The following is a 22,219-nucleotide window of genomic DNA, read 5'->3' on the forward strand; positions in this document are numbered from 1 at the left end:
TATTTTCTACACAAAGCATCCAAACCCATAATCCTTAAATATAATTAGTCATCTTTAATCAATATTGTACATATATATACATTATTGCGTTGAAAGGTGCTAACATGAAGGACTACATCAAGAAAGTAAGTGAAAAGCAGGACCTCACAATTACAGAAGCGGAGGATGCTATCACAAAGATATTCACAAAGGCCACAGACGCACAGATAGGTGGCCTCCTCATTGCTCTTAAAATGAAGGGAGAGACCCCGGATGAGATTGCAGGTTTTGCAACCGGTATGAAAAAAGCTGCAAACACAATTGCCCCTAAAGTTGAAGGTGCACTTGTGGATGTAGTGGGAACCGGCGGAGACAAGCGTAACACCATCAATATCTCAACAGCATCTGCAATAGTTACCGCAGCAACCGGCGTGGCTGTCGCAAAGCACGGTAACCGCTCAATAACCTCACTTTCCGGTAGTGCCGATGTCCTGAGAGAACTCGGAATAAAAGTGGACAAAGCACCTGAAGAAGTAACCCAGTCTATAGAAAAGAACGGAATCGGATTCATGTTCGCACCGATCTTCCATCCTGCCATGAAAAGGGTCGGACCAATAAGACAGGAAATGGGAGTCAGGACAGTTTTCAACATTCTCGGACCACTCACCAACCCTGCTAATGCTAAAGTGCAGCTTGTAGGCGTATTTGACAAAAGTCTCTGCGAGCCCTTCGCACAGGTCATGAAAAAGCTCGGTGTTGACAGGGCAATGGTAGTTCACGGTGACGGCATGGATGAGATATCCAATTTCTCAGAAACATACGTTGCTGAACTCAAAGACGGAAACATCACTACTTACACACTCACTCCAGAAGAACTTGGAATAAACAGAGCAACTCCGGAGGATATTGCAGGCGGCACACCTAAGGAGAATGCAACAGATATCATAAGAATATTGAAGGGTGAGAAGGGACCGAAGAGAGACATCATTGTAATGAACTCGGCCGCTGCACTTTATGTTGCCGGCAAGGCAGCCTCTGTCAAAGAAGCAGTTCCTATGGTAGAGGAAGTACTTGACAGCGGCAAAGCACTGGCGAAACTCATCGAATTCAGTGATGATGACAACATTCAGGGAGTCATAGATGAAGCATCTGCCCAGAGTTAAGATATGCGGAATGAAAACTGCTGAGGATATCGAACTGGCAGTAAGCTGCGGAGCCGACGCTGTGGGTTTCATCACAGAAGTTCCTGTGAACACACCCAGGAAACTGGACGCGCAGACTGCTTCAGAACTCGTAAAGAAAGTGCCTTTCTTTGTTGACTCATTGCTTGTGATAATGCCAGAAAACGGACAGGAAGCTCTGGAACTAATTGAGAAAGTCAGGCCGGATGTAGTTCAGATTCATAACAATCTCAGCGCAGATGAAATAGCGATCATACGTAACAACACACACCAGAAGATAATCAGGACATTTGTCGTGCCGGTGGAATGCAGGGAACTGCCATCTGAAATAATAGCAGAGATAGATTCCCTCTATGAGAATGACCTGATAGACGGCATACTCCTTGATTCAGGTAAGGCAGGAGCAAGTGGCGGCACAGGACTTGTGCACGACTGGTCAATCAGCAGGAAAATAGTAGAGAACACAGAAGCTCCGGTGATACTTGCCGGAGGACTGAAAGCTGATAATGTCAGGGATGCGGTTAACAAGGTAATGCCCTTTGCCGTGGATACCGCTTCAGGTGTGGAAACAGATGGAAAGAAAGACCCTGCAAAGGTATGCAGGTTTATAAAAGAAGCAAGGTGTATCAATGGTTGATTTTGATCTTAATATAGAGGATTTCAAAACCCTCTTTGAAAATTCACAGAAGCCTGCCATAGTGCAGCTCATGACAAAAGTGGATAGCATTTGCAGCCCGCTACAACTCTATGCAACCCTGCAGAATGCAGGACATTCCTATCTGCTTGAATCAGTTGAAAAGGAAAAAAGGCATGCAAGGTATTCATTTGTAGGTTACGAACCTGAGATGGTTGTGTCTATCAAAGACAGATATATCACAATCGAATGCCAGATGAACTCCGAACTTACAAAGCACATCTACAACAAGCTCAAGTCAATGGGAGATGTAGAATCACTTATCGGTGGTAAGTTCAGAGTAAAGGTAAACGAAGGTGACGATGCTCTGGCAGCTTTCAGGAAGATATATCCTACGAGCACCGGAACTCAGATGTTGAACCAGAAGCGCTTTGACAGGCAGACATTTCTGGGAGGAGCTATCGGTTATAACAGCTACGACCTTGTTTACGATTCATGGTTAGACCGGGACAAGAAACCTGATGCAGATGTACCTGACATGCATTTCGCAATCATGTCAAAGACCTTTGTCTTCGACCATATAACAAACGAGACATACATAGTAATCACACCCTTTGTAACTGAATCAAGTGACCTTGCGGACGTTTACGAGCATGCTGTATCTGAAGCTCAACTCATGGAAAGATCACTTCAAATGGCTTCAGTCATAAGTATCAGTGAGGATATTCCTGCAGCAGATACTGAACAGCCGGTTGCCAATATGGAGCAGGCGGCCTATGAAGAAGCTGTGAAAATTGCAAAACAGCACATCATTGACGGTGATATTTTCCAGGTAGTCCCTTCACGCAGATACACTGTGAAAATGAAGCAGACACCACTGCAACTCTACATCAGACTCAGGAACATCAATCCGAGTCCTTACATGTATATCTTCAACTTCAAGGATATCGGTATCGTGGGTGCAAGCCCCGAAACACTTATGACAGTCTTTGACAGGAAAGTCATCACAAATCCTATTGCAGGAACCTGTCCACGTGGAAATAATGATGAAGAGGACAGAGAACTTGCACAGGAGATGCTAAGCGACAAGAAAGAACGTGCAGAACACGTGATGCTTGTTGACCTTGGACGCAATGATGTCAGAATGGTCTCAAAAGGCGGGACCGTTAAAGTTGATGACCTTATGAGCGTGGTTAAGTATTCCCACCTCCAGCACATCGAAAGTACAGTCAGCGGCGAACTCAGGGACGAATGTGACCAGTTCGATGCTACACGTGCCATATTCCCTGCCGGAACACTTTCCGGTGCACCAAAGATAAGGGCAATGGAAATAATAGATGAACTTGAACCTGAGTCAAGAGGCATCTATGGCGGCGGCGTGGGTTACTATTCATGGAATGGAGACGCAGACTTTGCAATTGTTATAAGGACAGTTCTTATCAAGAATAACACAGCTTACGTACAGGCAGGAGCCGGTATTGTAGCTGACTCGGACCCGACATACGAATACAACGAAACCGAAAGGAAAATGGCTGCAATGATAAAGGCCATAGGAGGAAAACAATGAAGGTATTGTTCATAAACAACAAGGATTCTTTTGTCTGGAATCTTGTGGACTATGTGTCCATATACGAACCTGATACCATGGTCGTTCCTAACACCATTTCCCTTGAAGAAGTAAAGGAAATCAACCCTGATGCAATCGTGATTTCCCCGGGACCTGGCACACCTCACAAAGCAGAAGATATTGGTTCATGCCTTGATGTTATCAGGGAATTTGGTCCTGAAAAACCTGTACTCGGAGTTTGTCTTGGCCACCAGGCGATAAATACCGCGTTTGGCGGAACCATCGGACATGCAAAGGGTGGCCCGATTCATGGAAAAACATCTGATATCAGTCATGAGGAATCTCCGCTTTTTGAAGGACTTGATGACAAGTTTAAGGGTGGAAGATACCATTCACTTGCCATTGAGAAACTGGCAGATGACCTCAAAGTCACTGCAAAGACAGATGATGATATAATCATGGCAGTTGAACACAAAGAATATCCAGTGTACGGTGTACAATTCCATCCGGAATCCATACTTACCGAAGAAGGATTGTGGATTGTCAAGAATTTCCTGAAAATTGCTGAACAGATGCAAAAGAACTAGCTAATTATTGTTGCAGAGATTTTACTCTGTAACTCATTTCCAGATTGCTTAGAGAATTCTCTGCAATTTTCCATATACAAAAACAAAACACAAAGGAGGAAGTATTCATTTGGGAAAATATGGCATTAATCCAAAAAACAGACCATGGGAAGCTTCCTGGAGAAAACGCTGGACTGGAGCAAGAAAGTCTGTTGATTCTGCAAGAAACGGAGATTACTGGAAGGAACCTATCAGGATTTCAGGATAAGAACAACATCTTATAACAAAAATTAAATTTGTAATTCATCGCAAAAAACGATGAATTTACACTTTTCTGTTGTTAAGAAATCAAATCAATAGCCGGTTTTTGTTAGAAGAAAAAAGATATGATCGCAAGTATCACAAAGATAACTACCAGCCATTTTGCAATTTCCATAGACAAACCAGCAATTCCTCTTGCTCCAAAAATGTAAGCTACCAGGGCCAATACTAGAAATGCTATAGAAAGTCCTATTAAAGACGCCATTTTATTCTCCTTTGCTTATTTTGTTTAAATAATCTGATGAAATACAGCATCCGCTAGGAACATCTTAATTTAACTTTTCACCATCATACATCGTATTGCTACAGCAGTATTTCCGGCTATGCTATATTTCCCACTCCGATGTTCAATGCAGAAAGAAAAGAGGATAACATAGTTTATCCATCTTAAAGCTCTCCCCACTATTATTTATTATGCAATTTTAGTATATGTAATTAAGGGAGAAAAATTATTAATGCAAACCAAAGAACATCACAAGAATTAAGCACTAGTATACTTATTCTTAACTATGCTTATCGGTATCACAGGAACTCCGGGAACTGGAAAAACATCCGTGACAAAACTGCTTGAAAAGGAGCGGTTTTATCAGGTAATCCATCTCAATGAACTGATAAAAGAAGAAAAACTTTACTCTGAAGTTGATTCGGAAAGAGACTGTGTTGTTGCTGATATGGACAGGGTTTATGACAGAGTCCTTGAGCTTCATGACAGGTCATATCCTGTAACGATAGTTGATAGTCACCTCTCCCACCACATTGCTGATATTGTTATTGTACTGAGAACTGACCCTGCAATACTAAGAGGAAGACTTGAAAAAAGGAATTACTCCGAAGAAAAAGTAAAGGAAAATCTCGAAGCTGAGGCTCTTGATATAATCCTTGCAGAATCAGTGGAGTGGTGTGAAAAAGTCTTTGAACTTGATACTAGCGGAGAAAGTGCAGACAATACAGAGAAGGCTATCATGCGAATAATCCGGGGACTGCGAAACGGCAATACAGAAGAACTTGAAGAGGAATTCAGGCCGGGATCTGTTGACTGGTTTGACTATCCATTTGACTGAATAACAATTAATTCCCAACAAGACTTGCCTGCATATTCTGTTTCAGGTTTTCAGGAACTCTGGGTAGTTTAAGCGTGAATGTAGTTCCTTTGCCATATTCACTTTCGACCTGAATGTCGCCGTTATGCATTTTTACATATTCCCTGACAAGCATCAGGCCCAGCCCCACACCGCCATGTTTGCGGCTTACAGAACCATCTAACTGTACAAAAGGTTCGAATATTCTTTCCATATTTTTTTTCTCAATTCCAATTCCCGTATCAGAAACTCCAAAATAAACATAATCAGAATTTTCCTTTACAGATATTGATATCTTACCGCCTTCCGGAGTAAATTTAATTGAGTTTTCCACGACATTGTAAAGCATCTCGGTAACCTTATCGGCATCAGCTATTATTTCTTCAAGACCGGGGTCGATAGCTGAATTTACACAAATATTCTTTTTGGCAGCCAGTGAACTTGACCTTTTAAGAACAATAGAAAGAACATAATCAGGACTGAAACTTTCATAGCTCAAATCCATCCGACCTGATTCTATCATGGATAAATCCAGCATCCTGTTAACAAGCTCAAGTAACCTGGCTCCACTTTTGTTGATTATTGAAATATACTCCTGCTGTGACTCATTCAGTTGGCCGGATACACCTTCCAGCAATACATCGGAAAAGCCGATAACAGAACTCAGAGGAGTTTTAAGTTCGTGGGTAATGTTGGCCAGCAGCTCATTTTTATACTGGTTAGCCTCCTCAGCAGCAATTCTTGCTCTTAGCATCTGCTCCTCGGCAAGTTTTCTGTCTGTTATATTAATACAGGTTCCAATAGACCTGTGAGGAACATTGTTTTTATCAATATCAAAGGGTTTCCCATGACCTGTAATCCATATCCATGTGCCATCACTTGAGCACATCCTGAAATCCATCTGGAATGGCTCCCTGTTTCGCAGATTATCAAGTAATCTGGAAATGACAACATCCTGATCTTCCGGATGTAAAATTGATTTCCATGCATCAAATGTTTCCGGCAGGTCACCAGGATTATATCCAAACATGGAATACCAGCCCTTACTGAAATATACTTTATCAGTATCCATATCCCAGTCCCAGAAACCCTGACCTGAAACTTCCATAGCAAGCTTTAATCGTTCCTCACTTGCCTTGAGGGAATCTTCTGCAACTTCTTTTGCCACAAGAGCTTCTTTTTTATCAAGAGCTTCCCTTACTGAATAAGGCAATCTTTTGATACGATCCTTGAGAACATAATCCGTCGCACCTTCTTTCATACATTTTACTGCTGTTTCCTCATTGAGGGAGCCAGTGAAAACTATAAACGGAATGCTGCTATCATATTCCAGAAGCAATTTGAGTGCCCTCATGCCATCAAAAACAGGAAGGCTGTAATCGGAAATAATCAGGTGGGGTTTGAATTCATCTAACTGTTTCAGGAATTCATCGGCAGTCTCTACTCTTATGGAGCTAAAAATCAATCCATCTTTCCGCAGTATCCTCTCTGCCAGCTCCGTATCAGAAGGGACATCCTCTACGAACAGTATTCGCAAATCAGAATTTTGCTCCATAGATCACTCCTTCTTGTTAGGGCTTTCATTCATCAATAGCCAGTAAAAACCAATATTGCGTATTGCTTCCACGAAATTATCGAAATCTACTGGTTTTACAATATAACTGTTAACCCCAAGCCGATAGCTTTCAACAACATCAGATTCTTCTTTTGATGAGGTTAACATCACAACAGGAATCATTTTTTTATCCGGATCGCTTTTTATTACTTTTAGAACATCAAGACCATCCATTTTTGGAAGTTTTAGGTCAAGTAAAACAAGACGGGGATTTACATTTATATCACGATCTCCAAATTCCCCCCTGCCATAAAGATAATCAATAGCCTGTTCCCCATCTTCAAGAACAACAATATTATTAGCTATCTTGTTCTTTTTCAATGCCCTGAGAGCCAATTCCCTGTCATTGGGATTGTCCTCTACAAGTACTATCTCAACTTCATTCTCCGCAAACATTGTCTCCCTCTTTTATAGGTAATGAAAAGTAAAATGTAGCTCCTTTATCAAGTTCCCCTTCGGCCCAGACATCTCCCCCATGCCTTCTTGCTATCCGCTGTACAATGGCAAGTCCTACACCTGTCCCCGGGAATTCTTTCTCGCTATGTAAACGCTGGAATATTCCAAAGAGCTTATGAGAATATTTAGGATCAAAGCCCACACCATTGTCCTTTACGAAATAAACATTCATTCCATCTTCAGTGTAAGAACCTACTTCAACTACACCTTTTTCCCGGGATGAACTGTATTTAATGGCATTAGAGAGCAAATTGACCCATATTTGTTTTATAAGAGAAGAGTCTGCATAACTGTCTGGAAGCTCGGAAACACTGAACTTTATATCATGGTTATTTTCAGTTGCTGCCAGGTCATTGAAGACTGATTCTACCATGGCATTCATGCTTATAAGAGCACAATTCATTTCGTTTCTTCCAACTCTGGAAAGCCCCAGGAGGTCTGTGATAAGTTTGTCCATTTTCTGTGTATTGGTCCTTATAACATTGAAAAGGCGCTTTCCTTCATCATCAAAAAGCTCCTCATAATCTTCAGTTATGATTCTTGAAAAACCATCAATTGCCCTTAAAGGAGCACGCAGGTCGTGAGATACGGAATATGTGAAGGCTTCAAGTTCTTTATTAGCCTCCTGTAGCTGGGATGTGCGTTCAGCCACACGTAGTTCGAGTTCTTCCGCATGTTTTCGCACCTGATCATTCAGGCTTGAATGATGTATAGCTATAGCAAGCTGGTTTGCAATTTCTGTTACTATTTCCTGATATTCTTTTGTAAAGAAATCAGGCTTATCTGAGGCAAGGCTTAAAATACCCATCAATTCGCCTTCTATAAGTAATGGCACGACAAAACCCGAATGTACATCTTCTTCGGAAAATGTCTTTCCCAGTTCGGAATCCGGTGTTTTATATTTGTTTAAATCAGGAATGATTACTGTTTCCCCGGCCTTTAATCTGTCAAGTTGGGGTAAAGAATCAAGAGGAGAACGTGATCCAGTGGCAAACTGGGATTCGTGTTCAGAGTCTACTGCAAAAACAACTTTTTCGTTAGTATCGGCATCAACAAGCCTTATAATTGCAATGGAACATGGAACCAGTTTACGTAAATGATGAAGCACTTCATTAGCAATCTCCTCGGAAGATACTGAGGAAATAATATCCGTATCGATATTATGAAGCATATTCAAGCGTTCATTATAACGAAGAATTTCTTCTTCTGCTTTTTTACGATCTGTAATATCAACAGAAGAACCCATATAGATTTCATTGCCCTGAATGTCCTCAAAAAGCTGAGCATACATCAGGACTTCAAAAGTGGAACCATCTTTACGCAGAGCTGTAAATTCAATGGCATATTCGCCTTTTTCCTTTAGATTACTAATAATCTCTGCCGGAACTTCGGGGTCATTACAATGGCCGACAGGAGAAGTTCCCAGGATCTCACTTATATCGTCATACCCCCACATCTTAAGATAGGCTTTGTTGGCGTAAATAAATTTACCTTCTGAATTTATAATATCAAAACCATTCAGTGAATATTCCAGAGCATTGCTTTTCAGTTTAATCTCCGCTTCAGCCTGCTTTCTGGAATCAATGTCCTCTATCATGGCGATGAAATACAGAGGTTCACCTGCAGAGGAATTTACAATTGCAACAGTGACATTAACCCATATCAAGTTTCCATCTTTACGAACATATCGTTTTTCGATGGAATAATCTTTTCTTTTTCCTAAAACCAGCTCTTCAACCATAGATAATTCGTCACCAAGGTCTTCATGATAGGTAATATCGGCAAAATTCATCCGGATAAGTTCCTCGTTATCATATCCTATAATATCACAAAAGCGCTGATTCATCTGGAGTAAGAACCCATCCATGTTGGCCAGACACACACCAACAGCTGCCTGTTCAAATGTAGCACGGAAACGTTCTTCACTTTCATGAAGCGATGTGAGCAGTTCATCACGTTCGTTCAGGGTCCTTGCAAGCTTGACATTACTATAACTTAATGTGGATATCAGATTAGTAAGGAGGGAATAATAAGTCATCAGCGAATCCACTTTTTCCCTGCTCCAGCGTGGAACCCTGTCAAGTGCTTCTAAGTATTCCTTTTCGTTAAAACCATATTGATTTGCCTGATTCCTGAATGTTTCATAGGAAATCTCTTCATCATCAAGGAAAAACTGACCAATGAAAAGGTTTCCAACATGCAAACCCCCCATTACAATGGGAGTTACCATATCCCACATGTTATTCTTGCATTTGTAGAACCTGAATTTACCTGGTTCTACTCCTGTAGTCAGTTCTACATCACTTTCAGTACAATGCTTACATGTCTCCGGATGGACACGATGGAATTTTGTGCAAATGTCCTGCCACCCGACAGCTACCAGAACATTGCCCTTGAGATCAAGTATGGCCATTCCACCCATTTTGGTAAGCTGGTAAAATTTATCCATCAATTTTTGCAGAGCCTCAACATCAACTATATCAGCAAGTTCCAGTTCCCCAAGATCCCCCTCCGGTTCCAGAATAGCATCCAACTTATTCCTTACCCGAAGCTCACTTTCCTGTAACATGTCGGCAGCTATCTTACGCTCAGTTATGTCCTGCATGGAGCCGGTCAGCTTTACAACTTTACCATCTTTTAAAACAGGGCGTCCAATGGTACGTACCCATTTGTTCACACCGTCTGCAGATATTAGTTCAAGTTCAAGGTCATAAGGTTCAGCGTTACCAATCGCATTTTGAATTGCAGCCTCAATTCTCTCTTTTGATTCTGATACGAAGAAACTCAGTCCGATATCTTCATTTGTAGGATCACCTGGATCTACACCGTGAATCTTTGCAACTTCAGGTGTCCATGTACCTTCTCCGGTAACAACATCAAACTCCCAGCCGCCAATACTGGCAATTTCACCAACTTCATCCAAGAGCAATCTCTCTTTCTGGAGTTCAAACTCGACTTTTTTAAGATGAGTTATGTCCTGTAAAAATCCAACAACTTTAACAATTTTGCCATTTTCAAAAACAGGTTGTCCACCTGTCCTTACCCATTTATGCACATTTTCAGAAGAAATAAATTCAAGCTCAAGATCATAAGGCTCTCCGTTTTCAATAGCATTCTGGAAAGCTTTTGAAATTATTTCACGTGAATCCGGAAGATAATATTGCAAACTCAGGTCTACATTTGCTTTGGTATCTGGATCAAAACCATGAATTAGCGCAACCTCTCGGGTCCATGTGGATTTGCCGGACAAAACATCAAACTCCCATCCTCCTATTTTTGCAACATCTCCCATTTCGTTGAGTAAACGATCCTGTTTAAAAAGTTCAAATTCTGAAAGTTTACGATCCGTTATATCCTGGAAAGAACCAATTAATTTTGTAACCTTGTTGTCAGTAACAATTGGGCGACCACTTGCACGAACCCATTTATGATTACCTTTTGCGGTTATCAGCTCAAGTTCAAGATCATATGGCTGCACTTTCTCTATTGCGTCCTGAACAGCTTTGCTGATAATTTCTTTTGAACCTGGTGCATAGTAATCCATACCTTCGCTTACATTTACTGTGCCTCCCGGCTCAGGATCCATATCATGAATATTGAACACCTCAGGAGTCCATTCTATTTCCCCTGATGAAACATCCAGGCTCCAGCCACCAACACTTGCTATCTCACTAACTTCATCTAAAAGGGATTTATTCCTCTTTAGTTCGTCTGTTGTGTTTTTAAGATCAGTTATGTCCCTGAATACTGTAAGTATATACTTTTCAGAATCTGTTGAAATAATATCCCCTGAAATTATAACCGAGAGATTTTCGCCTTCTTTAGTACGAATATCAATTCCCAAATTTCGCACAGTTCCATTGAACTTAAGCTGATTAATATACTGATCACATATGCCGGAGTCAGGCCATATTGCAAGATCACAGAGAGAAAAACCAAGAAGTTCATCTATTCTGTATCCTTTATTCTTCAGGAAGCTATTATTGACATTGACGATGTTACCATCAAAAGATGTGAGTATAATGCTATCAGGCACAGTATTGAATACTGTAGCAAACATTTCCTCGGTTTTAATAAGCGCTGACTCTGTCATTTTGCGTTCGGTGATATCTTCCGAGAAGATTACAATACCACCGATTTTATCATCGTTAGTTCGCCAGGGTCGAACCTCCCAACGTAACCATTGTTTTGTTCCGTCCTCCCTTTCGAAAAGATCCTCTTCACACCGAATAACTTCACCATTCATACACTTCTTATGAACTTCTTTCCACCTGTCACCTATTTCAGGGAAAACTTCGTAATGGGATTTTCCAATAATATCCTGATCCCCAAGGTGATACTCTTCCATCCATCTACGGCTAACTGCGATATGTCGCATATCGCGATCCAGCATTGTCAATGCGGCAGGAGCATGTTCGATGAACAATTTCAGTTTTTCTTCATTTTCATGGAGCTTCTTCTCAGCGATCTTGCGTTCAGTGATATTACGGGCAACAATCAGGATGCTGGGCGTGACATCCTTGTCTTCCATAGGAACAGAACTTACCTCTATTGGAATTTCATTTCCATCTTTGTCAACGAATTTTGTTTCATAAAGGAAGGTTTTCCTATCGAGATTTACACGGTGACCTCTGCGTTCATACATCTTTTCCTGTTCATCAGAAGAGACGAATTCAGTCACGTTTTTAGAGAGAAATTCGGATTCTGAATAACCACTGAACTCCACAGCAATTTTATTCGCATAGAGCAACTTGCCCTGCAAATCATGAACTATTATGAAATCCCTTGCAGTATCTGTGAGTAAGCGATATTTCTTTTCACTTTCAACAAGAGCTTTTTCTATTTTCTTACTTTCAGTAATATCCCTTACACTGGCAAGAATGTACTTCTGGCCATCCAGAACAATTGGACTGGCATTGATATCAACCGGAAACTGCGAACCATCTTTGCGTACATGAGTCCACTGGAACTGCAATCCATTACTCATGATTTCTGTAATCGGGAATTTGGAAGGATCACTTAGATGAACCGGGGACAAATCCCAGGCAACCATGCCCAACAAATGACTTCTGCTATACCCGTAAAGATCCTCTGCAACCCTATTGGCATCCAGTATCCTGCCATTTTCATCAATGAGGAAAAGCGAGTCAGAGTTATTGTCAAACAACTGACGATATCGGTTTTCGGATTCATTCAAGGATGCTGTACGAGTCTCAATTTCCTTTTTAAGGGAAACACTGTAACTCAGCAGAAGATATACAACTAATGTCAGGAGGATGACAATGATGATTCCGCCTTTTTGGAATACCAGTAAAGTATCTGTCACTGAGTTATCCCAACCACCTATCGGAACAGCAGCAAGTTCCCAGGTCCTATCAGAAAGAACAACATAATAGATTTCATGCTCCATCCGGAACACGTCATCTGAACCAAATAACAACTGATCGGAATCGTCACGTAAGGCTATATCTATATTGTCATTCCCAACTACTAATCCCGATGCCTGAAGCAACGATGGTACATCGATGACCATTGTAACAATGCCCCACAAGGAATCTTTGATGTAAACCGGCTGCCGGACTACTATACCATAGCCACCACGCTGCATTTCATAGGGACCGGTAATAACAGCATCATGGGTTTGAATGGCTTTTAGTACATCATTACGAACCTGCGGACGTTCATCGTTAATCAGATCATCCAGCGTGCGGTTGGCTACAATTTCATTACCTTGAAGAGGATAAACATAGGCTCCTGAAAAATTGGTATACACTTCAATAGAACGAATGGCTGGTGACCCGGAATATAAACCGAATGCAAACGCTTCAAAATGCTTATCCATCGCCTCTTGTGTAGGATTTGCCCTGATAAAAGCATCGAGTCCGTCAAGATGAGATAAAACATTGTTGACATGGTTTTCCAGTGTGTTGCCACTGGAGAATAATTGTGTGTTAACTTCTGATTTCTTGTTAAGTATCAGATTTTCTTCATATAAAGCGCTGGCTTGCAAGAAGACGAACATTAACAGAACAAAAGCTAAAGCTGCACCCAGCAACGCTATGTAACCCTGTCCTGACAATGACAGGGTACCTGAGGTCTTTCCAGATCCTCCGGACATCTATATTTGACACTCCTTTGTTATGTTTTCATATCCTGTCAAGATACCGGAATGATTACTAAGGTCTCAAGCAACCATAGAAATCGGGTTCATTCCTGATATTCTGATAAAAGACATTAATAAGAAAACATTTTACACACTTTACCCGGTTAATCATTAGAGATATTCATAAATAAATTTTTTCATAGTAGAATTATATTAAAATACTATTCCAGAAAAATCAGATAAAATATTGTGATGCGAAAACATAAATAGATTAATAGAGTATGCTGTATAGGATTTTTAAAATCTCATATCATCCTGCCGAGATGACAGAGTGGCTAATGTGACCGCCTGCAGAGCGGTTTTCCGGGAGTTCGAATCTCTCTCTCGGCATTTTATTTATCAGGTGTTTACTGTGGTGCTAAGAGTTTACAACACATTGACAAGGGAAAACGAGGATTTTGTGCCCTTGAACGGAAAGAAGGTAAATATGTATGTTTGCGGACCCACAGTTTACGACCACTGCCACCTGGGGCATGCCAGAAGTTACGTTTCTTTTGACATAATCAGACGCTATCTGATGTATAGAGGATACAATGTCAATTATGTATCCAATATCACTGATGTAGACGACAAAGTAATAGACAGGGCTAAGGAAAGCGGGGAGGATGCCTTTGAGCTTTCGAAAAAGTTTACTGAATCTTTTGAAGAGGATATGCAGGCTCTTGGAGTGATGGAACCTGATACCCGTCCTAAAGTAACAGAGCATATCGAAGACATCATTGACACCGTTGCAACTCTAATTGATAACGACGCAGCCTATGCAACCTCAAAAGGGAACGTATACTATGACCTTCAAAAATCTGCGGACAGGATAGGCATACTCAGCCACCAGACCGTTGAAGGTTTAATGGAGGGATCAGGGTGCCGAATTGATGTAGAAGATGACAAGAAGTATCAGCTCGATTTTGTTCTCTGGAAAAATTCTCCAGGGAATGAGCCGGGCTGGGACAGCCCCTGGGGCAGAGGAAGACCAGGATGGCATATCGAATGTACTGTTATGTCCATGAAATACTGCTCTGAGCAACTGGACATCCATGGCGGCGGACTAGATCTTGTTTTTCCGCATCATGAGGCGGAGATACATCAATCTGAAAGCTGCACTGGAAAACATCCTTTCAGTAAGTACTGGATGCATAATGGTTTTCTGACCATTGATAAGGAGAAAATGTCAAAGTCCCTTGGAAACTTCTTTACTATAAAAGAGGTGCTTGCTAAATTCCCACCTGGAACAATCAGGTTCTTCATCGTTTATACCCACTACAGAAGCACCATTGACTTTAGCGAGGATGCGCTTGTGGAAGCTGGAAAAGCGAGACAAAGATTACTGAACACCATCTCAAACGTAAAACATGCTGTATCCGAAGCAACAGACAACAATGCTGATCGCGGCCTCTCAGAACTCATGGATGAAACTAGATCTTCATTTGTTGAGTCAATGGATGATGATTTCAACACACGGGAAGCAATTGGTAATCTTTTTGTATTCAGCCGCAAAGTCAATTCCATTTTAACAAATGAAAAACCTGGAAGAAACTCACTTGAAAATGTACTTGATTTCTTTTCAGAAATAAATGAAGTTCTGGGAATCTTTGAAGATGATAGTAAAAAGGCATCTGAAAAGGAAAGTAGCGGACTTTCAGATGAGGATATCAAGGAACTGATAGAACTCAGGGAAAAAGCACGTATTGACAGGGATTGGGCAACAGCAGATTCTATACGGGACAAGTTAAAAGAAAAAGGCATTGTCATAGAGGATGGGAAAGAAGGAGTCAAATGGAAAAGGGTATGATCATTTTTCATGCTAATAATGCATTGATCTTGTCCACTGCATTTCTTGCATTTTCAGCGTAGATATCTGCACCAATCCTGTCAGCCCACTCCTGAGTAACAGGTGCGCCACCAACCATTGTTTTGACACTATTCCTGAGACCTGCCTCGGTGAGCTGTTCTTCTATACGCATCTGATTGATCATCGTAATGGTCATGAGTGCCGAGGAAGCTACCACATCTGCGTTTACTTCCTGTGCTTTTTTTACATAATGTTCTATAGGCACATCCCTGCCAAGATCAACTACATTATATCCTGCAATTATGAGAGCCGTTGCGACAATATCCTTTCCTACGGAATGAATGTCTCCTTCAATTGTGCCAATAACAACCGTACCCTTAAAATTGATTTTAGAACCCATCTTTTCAATTTCAGGTAAAAGTATGGACATTGCTGCCTGTGTTGCATCAACTGCTGCAAGCATATGAGGAAGGAACAGTTTACCTGCTGCAAATTGTTCACCTACATCGACCATAGCCCCTGTGAAACTTCCCTCAATGAGCTCTAAAGGATCAATACCTGCTTCAAGGGCTTCTTTAGCAATCATTTCGGCTGCTTTGTCATCAAAATCCAAAATGGCTTCTTTTGCCTTGGAAATAATCTCCTGATTTTTGAACATTGAACCCCCTTTTGATTGTATCAACGCAACCTGCCTGATGAAATCGGGATGTGAATGCAATCAATAAAGTTACTACAAAAAATCATTATATATCATTAACCGGGTGCAATGTTTCCATCAAATATGAATACACAAATAACAAAACAAGATATGGAGATCCTTATAACATTACAGCGTGCTTGTAATAATAAAAATCAGCAATTATTCTTAAATCCTGAGATGAAAATCTCAAAAAAACTGGCTTTGCCGGTTTTTATTGAAAAATCCATCTACTAATTGTTTTTTCTGACATCATACAGCACAGCTCAATGTAGTGTGGCTGGAGCGACTGCATTTGATATGTTTGCTTAGCAACTCAAAGTATACCAGAATTGTCAGAAGCATAAACATTACCAGAATTCCATAAAGAACAATGTTGTTAAACACAATCCTGTGAGCAAATGAACCAAGAACTGCAAATGCTACCAGTGGACAGATGAGTCCCCATTGGGTCACATAGAACTCTTTGAAATGGTTATTCCTGAAGTAGTCTATCAAAAGGGAGAAACCAAAGAGCATGTACCAGATTTCAAATGCAAAAGCCAGTCCGACTACAAAATAGAAATAAGCGCCCAGTTCAAATCCATATGTTCTTTCAAGGAAATGACCAAGCCTGAAACCACTTATTGCATAGAGCGTTATGTTGGGTATAACTATCAGGAAGCTTGGCAAAAAGTGCTTTTCCGGAAGACCCGGGGATTGGAAATGGCTCTTGAAAAGTATAACCATTTTTACAAACAGCAGGAACATTCCCATTGAACCGGATATTAGGGACATGAAAGCTGCGGTATTTGCAATTGTATTATCGCTTGCCATTGCGGCAATTCCTGTCCCAACAACTGTAAGCATTCCCAAAAGGAACGGATGCAGCAGCCAGCCGAAATTAATCTTATTGATATCAAATCCATTCTTGAAAGAGATTTCCAGAAGCCTGATCTCAGTAAACAACACCAGAATAAAGAACAGTGACCAGAATATCATTGCCGGGAAGAAGAGTGCTGCAAAATTACCTGACAGTACTGGCAAAAAATACCTCAGTGGGCCTATCATAACGTTCATGGACATGATATATGATATTAGAGGTGCCAGAATTCCGGTATTTCTCAATGGATCTTTAATAAGAGATGAGAAACTATCGGTTTTCATCCACCTTACAAGCTTGATTGTAAATATTATGGTCAGAGCAAAGTGAATTAAAGTGAACAATATCATTACAAACTCCAGCAGGTAATAATAGAGTACCTGATAGGAGGATAAATCCATAGACCATAACTGTGCCCTTGTTATCAGGCCGGCACCGTGATCCAGTGTATATTGCATCAGTACAAATGGCATTACTGCGATTCCGCCGGCACCGAGTGAAGCCAGAAATGCCAATGGAGTAAATTTCTTAGCATCCATATTTTTATCATCCCACACTTAACTAATAAATTAAAATTAATTGTTAATTTTTAATTTATTCTATATAAGATGATAGTGAGTATATAGGCATTGTTGAATGCGGATAAAATCCTGCTAAAAAAGAAAGTACTCTGGAACCTGAAAATATTCAGGATTATTGCCCCATTGCAAGCATGATAAAACCCGAAGCAATAGGAAGTACCAGATTATCATTTTTAATCAGATTAATAAAGGAATTTATGGATGAGCCTGTCCTGAGATCCCTGCCAATTACACTCTCAATGAATAATGCACCGACACTTCCAAAAAGTGCCTGGACAGGTGATACAAAAATAACCGTACTTGCAAAAGCTGCAATTATCCCTGCCATTGTGCCTTCATATGTTTTTCTTTCGGAGTAAGGTAAATTATGCTTGCCGAACCTTTCCCCTGCCACAGTTGCAATGCCATCCCCAAGTGCAGTTATTGCAATTGCAGCACATACAATATTAACAGGGAACAAAAAATATGAGATTAAGATTCCCGTATTGATAAGCAAAGTTGCTTTTAAGGGAAGATAATTTTCCTTTTTGCGACCCCAGCGGCGGATCATATCACAAACAGGCTGATATTTTGCTTTTCTTAAAAATGCAAGTGAAACAACCGTTATAAAGAATACAAACTCCAGGAGAAACAGAACATAGAGCGAAATTTCTGTGAAGAAATACACAAGAGGTATGTAAGCAAGACCTGATATCACATGTACCAGTTTCCTTTCGGAGTCGCCGCCCAGATCATAATCTACTCTGCCATTTTGTGTCATTATGCTTCCTTTCTGAATGGGAGAAAATTATATTTAAAAATAATTAAGAGTAATTGACTGTAAGGATCTAATCCCTGTAGTCTTTATCTGATTTTGACACACTTTTGAGCCTGTTCACGCCATCAATTTCATCTATTACGTCAATAACCGCAGCAGGCACAAGGGATTTCCAATCCTCTCCTCTTAACATCCTTTTTCGAATCTCGCTGCCGGAATAACCTTCTCTCTGGTACATCGGAGGTTGTTCCACTAAAATCCCGGATTCCTGAAAAAGACGCACAACAAGTGGATTGTTAGAATAGACCACATCAAAAGGTGGTGTCATAGAAATAATATGAGAGACCCACACAGCATTTCTTTGCAGGTCTTCCAGAGGAATCGCGTAATGTTTTATACCAGCATCCTCAAGAGCATGCTTGATCATCATTACGCGTTCACCTGCAGTAAATGGATTCTTAGGCTCGTGGCTTTTCTGCGCACTGCCTATACCAATTACTACTTCATCTGCATCCCGGGCAATATCCTTTATTAAAGAGTAGTGTCCAAGATGAAATGGTTGAAAGCGTCCGATATAGAACGCTCTTCTCATGTGCATATATGATAAACCATCAGTGAATGCCACATTCGTCGAATGAGAATTTCTCACAGACTTCAAGGTAGTGGCCTGAGTTGTTATCGTGTTTCATCTTAGCAAGTTTCTTGATAAGATCCATTCCTGGCTTTGGATCTTCCATGATCTCGACCTTATCTTTGATAAGCTCGAACATCTTCTTGCCTACATCAGTTCTTATTAGCACACAGTTCCAGCCATCAGGTGTACCAACAGATCCAAGTGATATGTCAGCAGATACTGATGTGTAGTCACAACAGTTGTGGCATGGGTTTCTTGCGTAGTGAGCGACTTCAGGAATCTTTACGCTGTGAGCTTCGCCGTCCTTTGTGTAGTTCCAGAACTTACCCTTACCGAAGTCCATCTTAACAACGTCTTCAAGATTAAGTCCCATTACTTCAGGAACGATCTTCTCAGTCATTACGTCATGGTAGAAACTTTCCATGCACAACAGACCAAGGATCACAACGATCTTGTCATTGTTATTCTCAAAAAGGAGACGTGCGCCGTGTGCCTGGCAAGGTACGCCAATTACACCAATCTTATCGTATTTCTCAAAAGGTTCTCTGAGTGCTGAAAGTACAGAATCGTATGTGTACTTAGTACCTGTTGTCCTATCAACATCTTCCGGTTTGGTCATAACAATAAGTTCAGTACCCCATGCACCATCTCTGGCGATACCAACAATACAATCTACCGTACCGGTTTCAAGCAGAGCTTTTGCAAGAATTGAAGTTACACCGCCATCCTGACCGTGTATTGTGCTTTTTGCTCCAAAGAACTCTTTTACGTTTGCAAATTCGTCTTCTACATATCCGTCAATAACAGGACAGAGTCTTCCGCAAGTGAGACACTGCTCACATACATCAGGTGCTGCGCCTTTGACGTAGTATTCTAAATTATCAGGGTCACGGACTTCTGCATGCTTGTTCATAACAATAGCACCTGCAGGACATGCTGAAACGCATGCCCCACAAGAAGTGCAGACGTCGTGCTCAATGACCTCTAATATTTTTGGATGGGCCATTAACTGCCTCCGACGTTCTTTTCTTTTGTTTATCCAATGATTTCTTTGCCGATAAGCTTGATAGCCTTCTCTTTGTTTGGTCCGATTGGGGAACCAGCAACAATCTGTGTTACACCGATGTCAAGAAGCTCGTTGATTCTTGCCTTACAGTCATCTGGTGTTCCGCAGATAGAGAATGCGTCCATCATGCTATCTGTGACCATGCCGCCCATGAGTGCGCCGAAGTCGCCCTTTGCGATTGCTCCGCCGATGTCAGCCTTTGCTGCCGGGTCAATTCCATGGCGTTCAAGTACCATATCAGGGGAACCTGCAACGATAAATGCAACTACAATCTGTGCTGCGCTCTTTGCCTTTGCTGCATCCTTGTCAATTGAGAAGCATGCGTATGCTGCTACGTCAACTTCCTTAGGGTCACGGCCTGCCTTCTTTGCACCTGCTGCGATCTGCTTAACAGCTACTTCGAAGTCCTTTGGGTGTGATGCATTGATAAGTACACCGTCTGATACCTCTCCTGCGAGCTCGAGCATCTTTGGACCCTGTGCACCCATGTAAATAGGTACATCGCCAGCCTTGAATGCCATCTTTGCGCCGCCGAATTTGATCATGTCGCCATCCATGGTTACTTTCTCTCCAGCGAGGAAGCCACGGATAGCAGCGATGCTTTCCTTTGTTGTTGTGAGTGGCTTGTCCCATGAGATGCCCATTGCATCAAAGGTTGCCTTGTCTCCAGGACCGAGACCGAGAATTGCACGGCCGCCTGAGATCTCATTAAGTGAACCGATGCTTGATGCTGTGATAGCTGCATTTCTTGTGTATGGGTTTGTTACACCTGTTCCGAGCTTGATACTGTTTGTGTTCATTGCAAGCACGGTTAAGGTAGAATAGACATCACGGTTGTTGTAGTGGTCTGTGATCCATACATTGTCAAAGCCCTGCTGTTCAGCAAGTTTTGCATAGTGAGCTATTTTTAAAACCGGGTCGCTTGGTACAAATTCAATTCCAAATGTCATTTGAATCCTCCTGTAAAGTGTGTTCCTATTCAGGTATCCATACATATTTAAAACTTTGTTGGTTTGATCGTACAAATCGTATAGACAAATAACCAAAAGAGTAGAAGCAATATTTAATTGTAAGTAAAAATAATTTTTCATAAATACTAAGCATACAGAGTACTGCAGGAAAGAAACACTTGGTAAAAAAAGGACCAGTATTTACCGTTACAGATATATCCGGTAAACGTTAGAAGAATTATTATTCATATCTGCGGGGGGATATCGGTGCTTACATCTGTATATACCAATATCATGCTACATATTCGCATCTGCAGAAATGACGAATAGAAAGATTTGCGAACAAACAACTTATTGACAGAGTGATCGTCATGAAATGCTTTGAATGTGCAAAAAATGGAAAAGACAGTGATACAGTTGCTGTCTGCATAATCTGCGGGAGAGGAGTTTGCAAGGACCACCTTGTAAGAGAAGAAACACCTGTATGGGAAGGTGAATACAGTATAAAGCTGAAATGTGGAATGGGAATTTCCTGTGACTACAAGGATGTACAGCACTGGAAGAAAGTGCTCTGTATACCATGTCATGAAGCCCTGAAGGAGAACTACTAGGTGATATCATGATGAAATGTTATGACTGCATGGAAGATGGAAACGATACAGAAGCAACATGCGTCTGCATTGCCTGCGGAAAGGGTCTCTGTAGCGATCACTGCAAAGAACTTGAACTTCCCGTGACTGTTGGACAGCCACCTAACGTACAGAGACTGCCAAAGGGACTGCCAAGGATTCTTTGCAAATACTGTTTTGACCAGACAATTGAAGACGGATTCGATTAATCGGGATGGAAACATCCCCGATTTTATAAGACAATAGATAATAAAGGAGAAGAGAAAATGTGCGGAGAAAGAGGTAAAGGATGCGGCGGACACAGAGAAATAATTGATGATATGTCCGACAAGCTGGGATTCACACCACAGATATTAGAAACACTTGGAGAACTTGAGCCTGAGTTTTTACAGAAATACAATATGTGTAACCACAGGCTTCTCAAAGATGGTGCACTTCCGGCAAAGACAAAAATACTCATGGCACTTGCCATCGTTGCATCCAAGCAGTGTGAGCGCTGTGTCATATCACAGATGAAGAGTGCACTTAAGAGTGGAGCAACAAAAGAAGAGATCATGGAAGTAATGGATGTCATTTTCATCACATCCGGAGCTCCTGCGGTTGCTGCATGCAGAGATGCACTAAAGCAGCTTAAGTAATTATAAACAGAGAAACAAAGCAGAGGATTTGTTTCCTCTGAATTAATTTTGCTCA

General features: G+C 41.2%; 20 protein-coding genes and 1 tRNA gene. 11 read left to right on the plus strand and 10 right to left on the minus strand.

The features are described 5' to 3' along the window. The first annotated feature begins 104 nt into the window (after positions 1–104). The 5 genes from trpD (at position 105) to METTI_RS15710 (ending at position 4,195) form a co-directional block, all read left to right on the plus strand. Entirely contained in the window at positions 105–1,142 is a 1,038-nt protein-coding gene (gene trpD, locus METTI_RS05630; protein WP_023844859.1) for an anthranilate phosphoribosyltransferase, read from the plus strand. Beyond that, positions 1,120–1,797 (plus strand): phosphoribosylanthranilate isomerase, encoded by a 678-nt coding sequence (locus METTI_RS05635; RefSeq protein WP_023844860.1) that lies wholly within the window; start codon positions 1,120–1,122, stop codon positions 1,795–1,797. The genes trpD and METTI_RS05635 overlap by 23 nt, the downstream gene beginning before the upstream one ends. Further along, positions 1,790–3,361 carry an anthranilate synthase component I gene (trpE, locus tag METTI_RS05640; RefSeq protein ID WP_023844861.1) on the plus strand — a complete coding sequence of 524 codons (1,572 nt, stop codon included), beginning with the start codon at positions 1,790–1,792 and terminating at the stop codon, positions 3,359–3,361. The genes METTI_RS05635 and trpE overlap by 8 nt, the downstream gene beginning before the upstream one ends. Then, positions 3,358–3,948 (plus strand): anthranilate synthase component II, encoded by a 591-nt coding sequence (locus METTI_RS05645; protein WP_023844862.1) that lies wholly within the window; start codon positions 3,358–3,360, stop codon positions 3,946–3,948. Before trpE ends, METTI_RS05645 begins: the two co-directional genes overlap by 4 nt. Positions 3,949–4,057: 109 nt before the next feature. Next, positions 4,058–4,195, plus strand: a complete 138-nt coding sequence (locus METTI_RS15710; protein ID WP_156916251.1) for a hypothetical protein — start codon at positions 4,058–4,060, stop codon at positions 4,193–4,195. A 102-nt stretch (positions 4,196–4,297) separates the two neighbouring features. Here METTI_RS15710 and METTI_RS15525 read toward each other — a convergent pair whose 3' ends face one another. Continuing rightward, positions 4,298–4,453 carry a DUF1328 domain-containing protein gene (locus METTI_RS15525; protein ID WP_023844863.1) on the minus strand — a complete coding sequence of 52 codons (156 nt, stop codon included), beginning with the start codon at positions 4,451–4,453 and terminating at the stop codon, positions 4,298–4,300. 304 nt (positions 4,454–4,757) lie between these two features. On the opposite strand from METTI_RS15525, the gene METTI_RS05655 reads away from it, so the two are divergent. After that, positions 4,758–5,309: an adenylate kinase family protein gene (locus METTI_RS05655; RefSeq protein WP_023844864.1), complete on the plus strand. Its 552-nt coding sequence runs from the start codon at positions 4,758–4,760 to the stop codon at positions 5,307–5,309. Positions 5,310–5,316: 7 nt separating this feature from the next. On the opposite strand, the gene METTI_RS15060 is transcribed toward METTI_RS05655, so the two are convergent. Genes METTI_RS15060 through METTI_RS15065 form a run of 3 tightly spaced genes read right to left on the minus strand, consistent with a single transcriptional unit; the run spans position 5,317 to position 13,516 of the window. Beyond that, on the minus strand, positions 5,317–6,882 hold the full coding sequence (locus METTI_RS15060; protein WP_023844865.1) for a sensor histidine kinase: 1,566 nt from the start codon (positions 6,880–6,882) through the stop codon (positions 5,317–5,319). Between the two features lie 3 nt (positions 6,883–6,885). Then, complete coding sequence (locus tag METTI_RS05665) at positions 6,886–7,338, minus strand: response regulator (RefSeq protein WP_023844866.1); 453 nt, start codon at positions 7,336–7,338, stop codon at positions 6,886–6,888. Continuing rightward, positions 7,322–13,516, minus strand: coding sequence for a PAS domain S-box protein (locus METTI_RS15065; RefSeq protein ID WP_023844867.1), 6,195 nt, complete (start codon positions 13,514–13,516; stop codon positions 7,322–7,324). The genes METTI_RS05665 and METTI_RS15065 overlap by 17 nt, the downstream gene beginning before the upstream one ends. Before the next feature lie 302 nt (positions 13,517–13,818). Between METTI_RS15065 and METTI_RS05680 the strand changes: the two genes are divergently transcribed. Both METTI_RS05680 and cysS read left to right on the plus strand, forming a co-directional pair. After that, a tRNA-Cys gene (locus tag METTI_RS05680) sits at positions 13,819–13,891 on the plus strand. Between the two features lie 22 nt (positions 13,892–13,913). Then, positions 13,914–15,350, plus strand: a complete 1,437-nt coding sequence (cysS, locus tag METTI_RS05685; RefSeq protein WP_048135193.1) for a cysteine--tRNA ligase — start codon at positions 13,914–13,916, stop codon at positions 15,348–15,350. Positions 15,351–15,357: 7 nt separating this feature from the next. Here cysS and METTI_RS05690 read toward each other — a convergent pair whose 3' ends face one another. The 6 genes from METTI_RS05690 to mer form a co-directional block, all read right to left on the minus strand. Continuing rightward, positions 15,358–16,008, minus strand: coding sequence for a cobalamin B12-binding domain-containing protein (locus METTI_RS05690; RefSeq protein WP_023844869.1), 651 nt, complete (start codon positions 16,006–16,008; stop codon positions 15,358–15,360). A gap of 291 nt (positions 16,009–16,299) precedes the next feature. Next, a complete protein-coding gene (tsoY, locus tag METTI_RS05695; RefSeq protein ID WP_023844870.1) occupies positions 16,300–17,448 on the minus strand; it encodes a selenoprotein TsoY in 1,149 nt (382 codons plus the stop codon). A 154-nt stretch (positions 17,449–17,602) separates the two neighbouring features. Further along, positions 17,603–18,250, minus strand: a complete 648-nt coding sequence (locus METTI_RS16090; protein ID WP_023844871.1) for a diacylglycerol/polyprenol kinase family protein — start codon at positions 18,248–18,250, stop codon at positions 17,603–17,605. A 67-nt stretch (positions 18,251–18,317) separates the two neighbouring features. Beyond that, positions 18,318–18,845 (minus strand): nicotinamide-nucleotide adenylyltransferase, encoded by a 528-nt coding sequence (locus tag METTI_RS05705; RefSeq protein ID WP_048135196.1) that lies wholly within the window; start codon positions 18,843–18,845, stop codon positions 18,318–18,320. Positions 18,846–18,858: 13 nt separating this feature from the next. Continuing rightward, positions 18,859–19,887, minus strand: a complete 1,029-nt coding sequence (fpoF, locus tag METTI_RS05710) for a F420H2 dehydrogenase subunit FpoF (RefSeq protein ID WP_023844873.1) — start codon at positions 19,885–19,887, stop codon at positions 18,859–18,861. Positions 19,888–19,916: 29 nt separating this feature from the next. Beyond that, positions 19,917–20,897, minus strand: a complete 981-nt coding sequence (mer, locus tag METTI_RS05715) for a 5,10-methylenetetrahydromethanopterin reductase (RefSeq protein WP_023844874.1) — start codon at positions 20,895–20,897, stop codon at positions 19,917–19,919. 371 nt (positions 20,898–21,268) lie between these two features. Here mer and METTI_RS05720 point away from each other — a divergent pair, with 371 nt between their 5' ends. Genes METTI_RS05720 through METTI_RS05730 form a run of 3 tightly spaced genes read left to right on the plus strand, consistent with a single transcriptional unit; the run spans position 21,269 to position 22,164 of the window. Beyond that, positions 21,269–21,508: a DUF2180 family protein gene (locus tag METTI_RS05720; protein ID WP_023844875.1), complete on the plus strand. Its 240-nt coding sequence runs from the start codon at positions 21,269–21,271 to the stop codon at positions 21,506–21,508. A gap of 8 nt (positions 21,509–21,516) precedes the next feature. Next, the gene (locus METTI_RS05725) at positions 21,517–21,735 is read left to right on the plus strand and encodes a DUF2180 family protein (RefSeq protein ID WP_023844876.1); all 219 of its coding nucleotides are present in this window, start codon (positions 21,517–21,519) and stop codon (positions 21,733–21,735) included. Positions 21,736–21,792: 57 nt separating this feature from the next. Further along, complete coding sequence (locus METTI_RS05730; protein WP_023844877.1) at positions 21,793–22,164, plus strand: carboxymuconolactone decarboxylase family protein; 372 nt, start codon at positions 21,793–21,795, stop codon at positions 22,162–22,164. Positions 22,165–22,219 lie beyond the last annotated feature (55 nt).

Source organism: Methanolobus tindarius DSM 2278 (assembly GCF_000504205.1).
GTDB lineage: Archaea > Halobacteriota > Methanosarcinia > Methanosarcinales > Methanosarcinaceae > Methanolobus > Methanolobus tindarius.

Bases quoted from the DNA above. Each gene is read 5' to 3' on its own strand.
- METTI_RS15525 (WP_023844863.1), bottom strand. From the start codon at position 4,453: ATGGCGTCTTTAATAGGACTTTCTATAGCATTTCTAGTATTGGCCCTG.
- METTI_RS05705 (WP_048135196.1), bottom strand. From the start codon at position 18,845: ATGCACATGAGAAGAGCGTTCTATATCGGACGCTTTCAACCATTTCAT.
- METTI_RS05655 (WP_023844864.1), top strand. From the start codon at position 4,758: ATGCTTATCGGTATCACAGGAACTCCGGGAACTGGAAAAACATCCGTG.
- trpE (WP_023844861.1), top strand. From the start codon at position 1,790: ATGGTTGATTTTGATCTTAATATAGAGGATTTCAAAACCCTCTTTGAA.
- tsoY (WP_023844870.1), bottom strand. From the start codon at position 17,448: ATGGATGCTAAGAAATTTACTCCATTGGCATTTCTGGCTTCACTCGGT.
- METTI_RS05730 (WP_023844877.1), top strand. From the start codon at position 21,793: ATGTGCGGAGAAAGAGGTAAAGGATGCGGCGGACACAGAGAAATAATT.
- fpoF (WP_023844873.1), bottom strand. From the start codon at position 19,887: ATGGCCCATCCAAAAATATTAGAGGTCATTGAGCACGACGTCTGCACT.
- mer (WP_023844874.1), bottom strand. From the start codon at position 20,897: ATGACATTTGGAATTGAATTTGTACCAAGCGACCCGGTTTTAAAAATA.
- METTI_RS05665 (WP_023844866.1), bottom strand. From the start codon at position 7,338: ATGTTTGCGGAGAATGAAGTTGAGATAGTACTTGTAGAGGACAATCCC.
- METTI_RS05720 (WP_023844875.1), top strand. From the start codon at position 21,269: ATGAAATGCTTTGAATGTGCAAAAAATGGAAAAGACAGTGATACAGTT.
- METTI_RS05635 (WP_023844860.1), top strand. From the start codon at position 1,120: ATGAAGCATCTGCCCAGAGTTAAGATATGCGGAATGAAAACTGCTGAG.
- METTI_RS16090 (WP_023844871.1), bottom strand. From the start codon at position 18,250: ATGACACAAAATGGCAGAGTAGATTATGATCTGGGCGGCGACTCCGAA.
- METTI_RS15065 (WP_023844867.1), bottom strand. From the start codon at position 13,516: ATGTCCGGAGGATCTGGAAAGACCTCAGGTACCCTGTCATTGTCAGGA.
- trpD (WP_023844859.1), top strand. From the start codon at position 105: ATGAAGGACTACATCAAGAAAGTAAGTGAAAAGCAGGACCTCACAATT.
- METTI_RS05645 (WP_023844862.1), top strand. From the start codon at position 3,358: ATGAAGGTATTGTTCATAAACAACAAGGATTCTTTTGTCTGGAATCTT.
- METTI_RS05690 (WP_023844869.1), bottom strand. From the start codon at position 16,008: ATGTTCAAAAATCAGGAGATTATTTCCAAGGCAAAAGAAGCCATTTTG.
- METTI_RS05725 (WP_023844876.1), top strand. From the start codon at position 21,517: ATGATGAAATGTTATGACTGCATGGAAGATGGAAACGATACAGAAGCA.
- METTI_RS15060 (WP_023844865.1), bottom strand. From the start codon at position 6,882: ATGGAGCAAAATTCTGATTTGCGAATACTGTTCGTAGAGGATGTCCCT.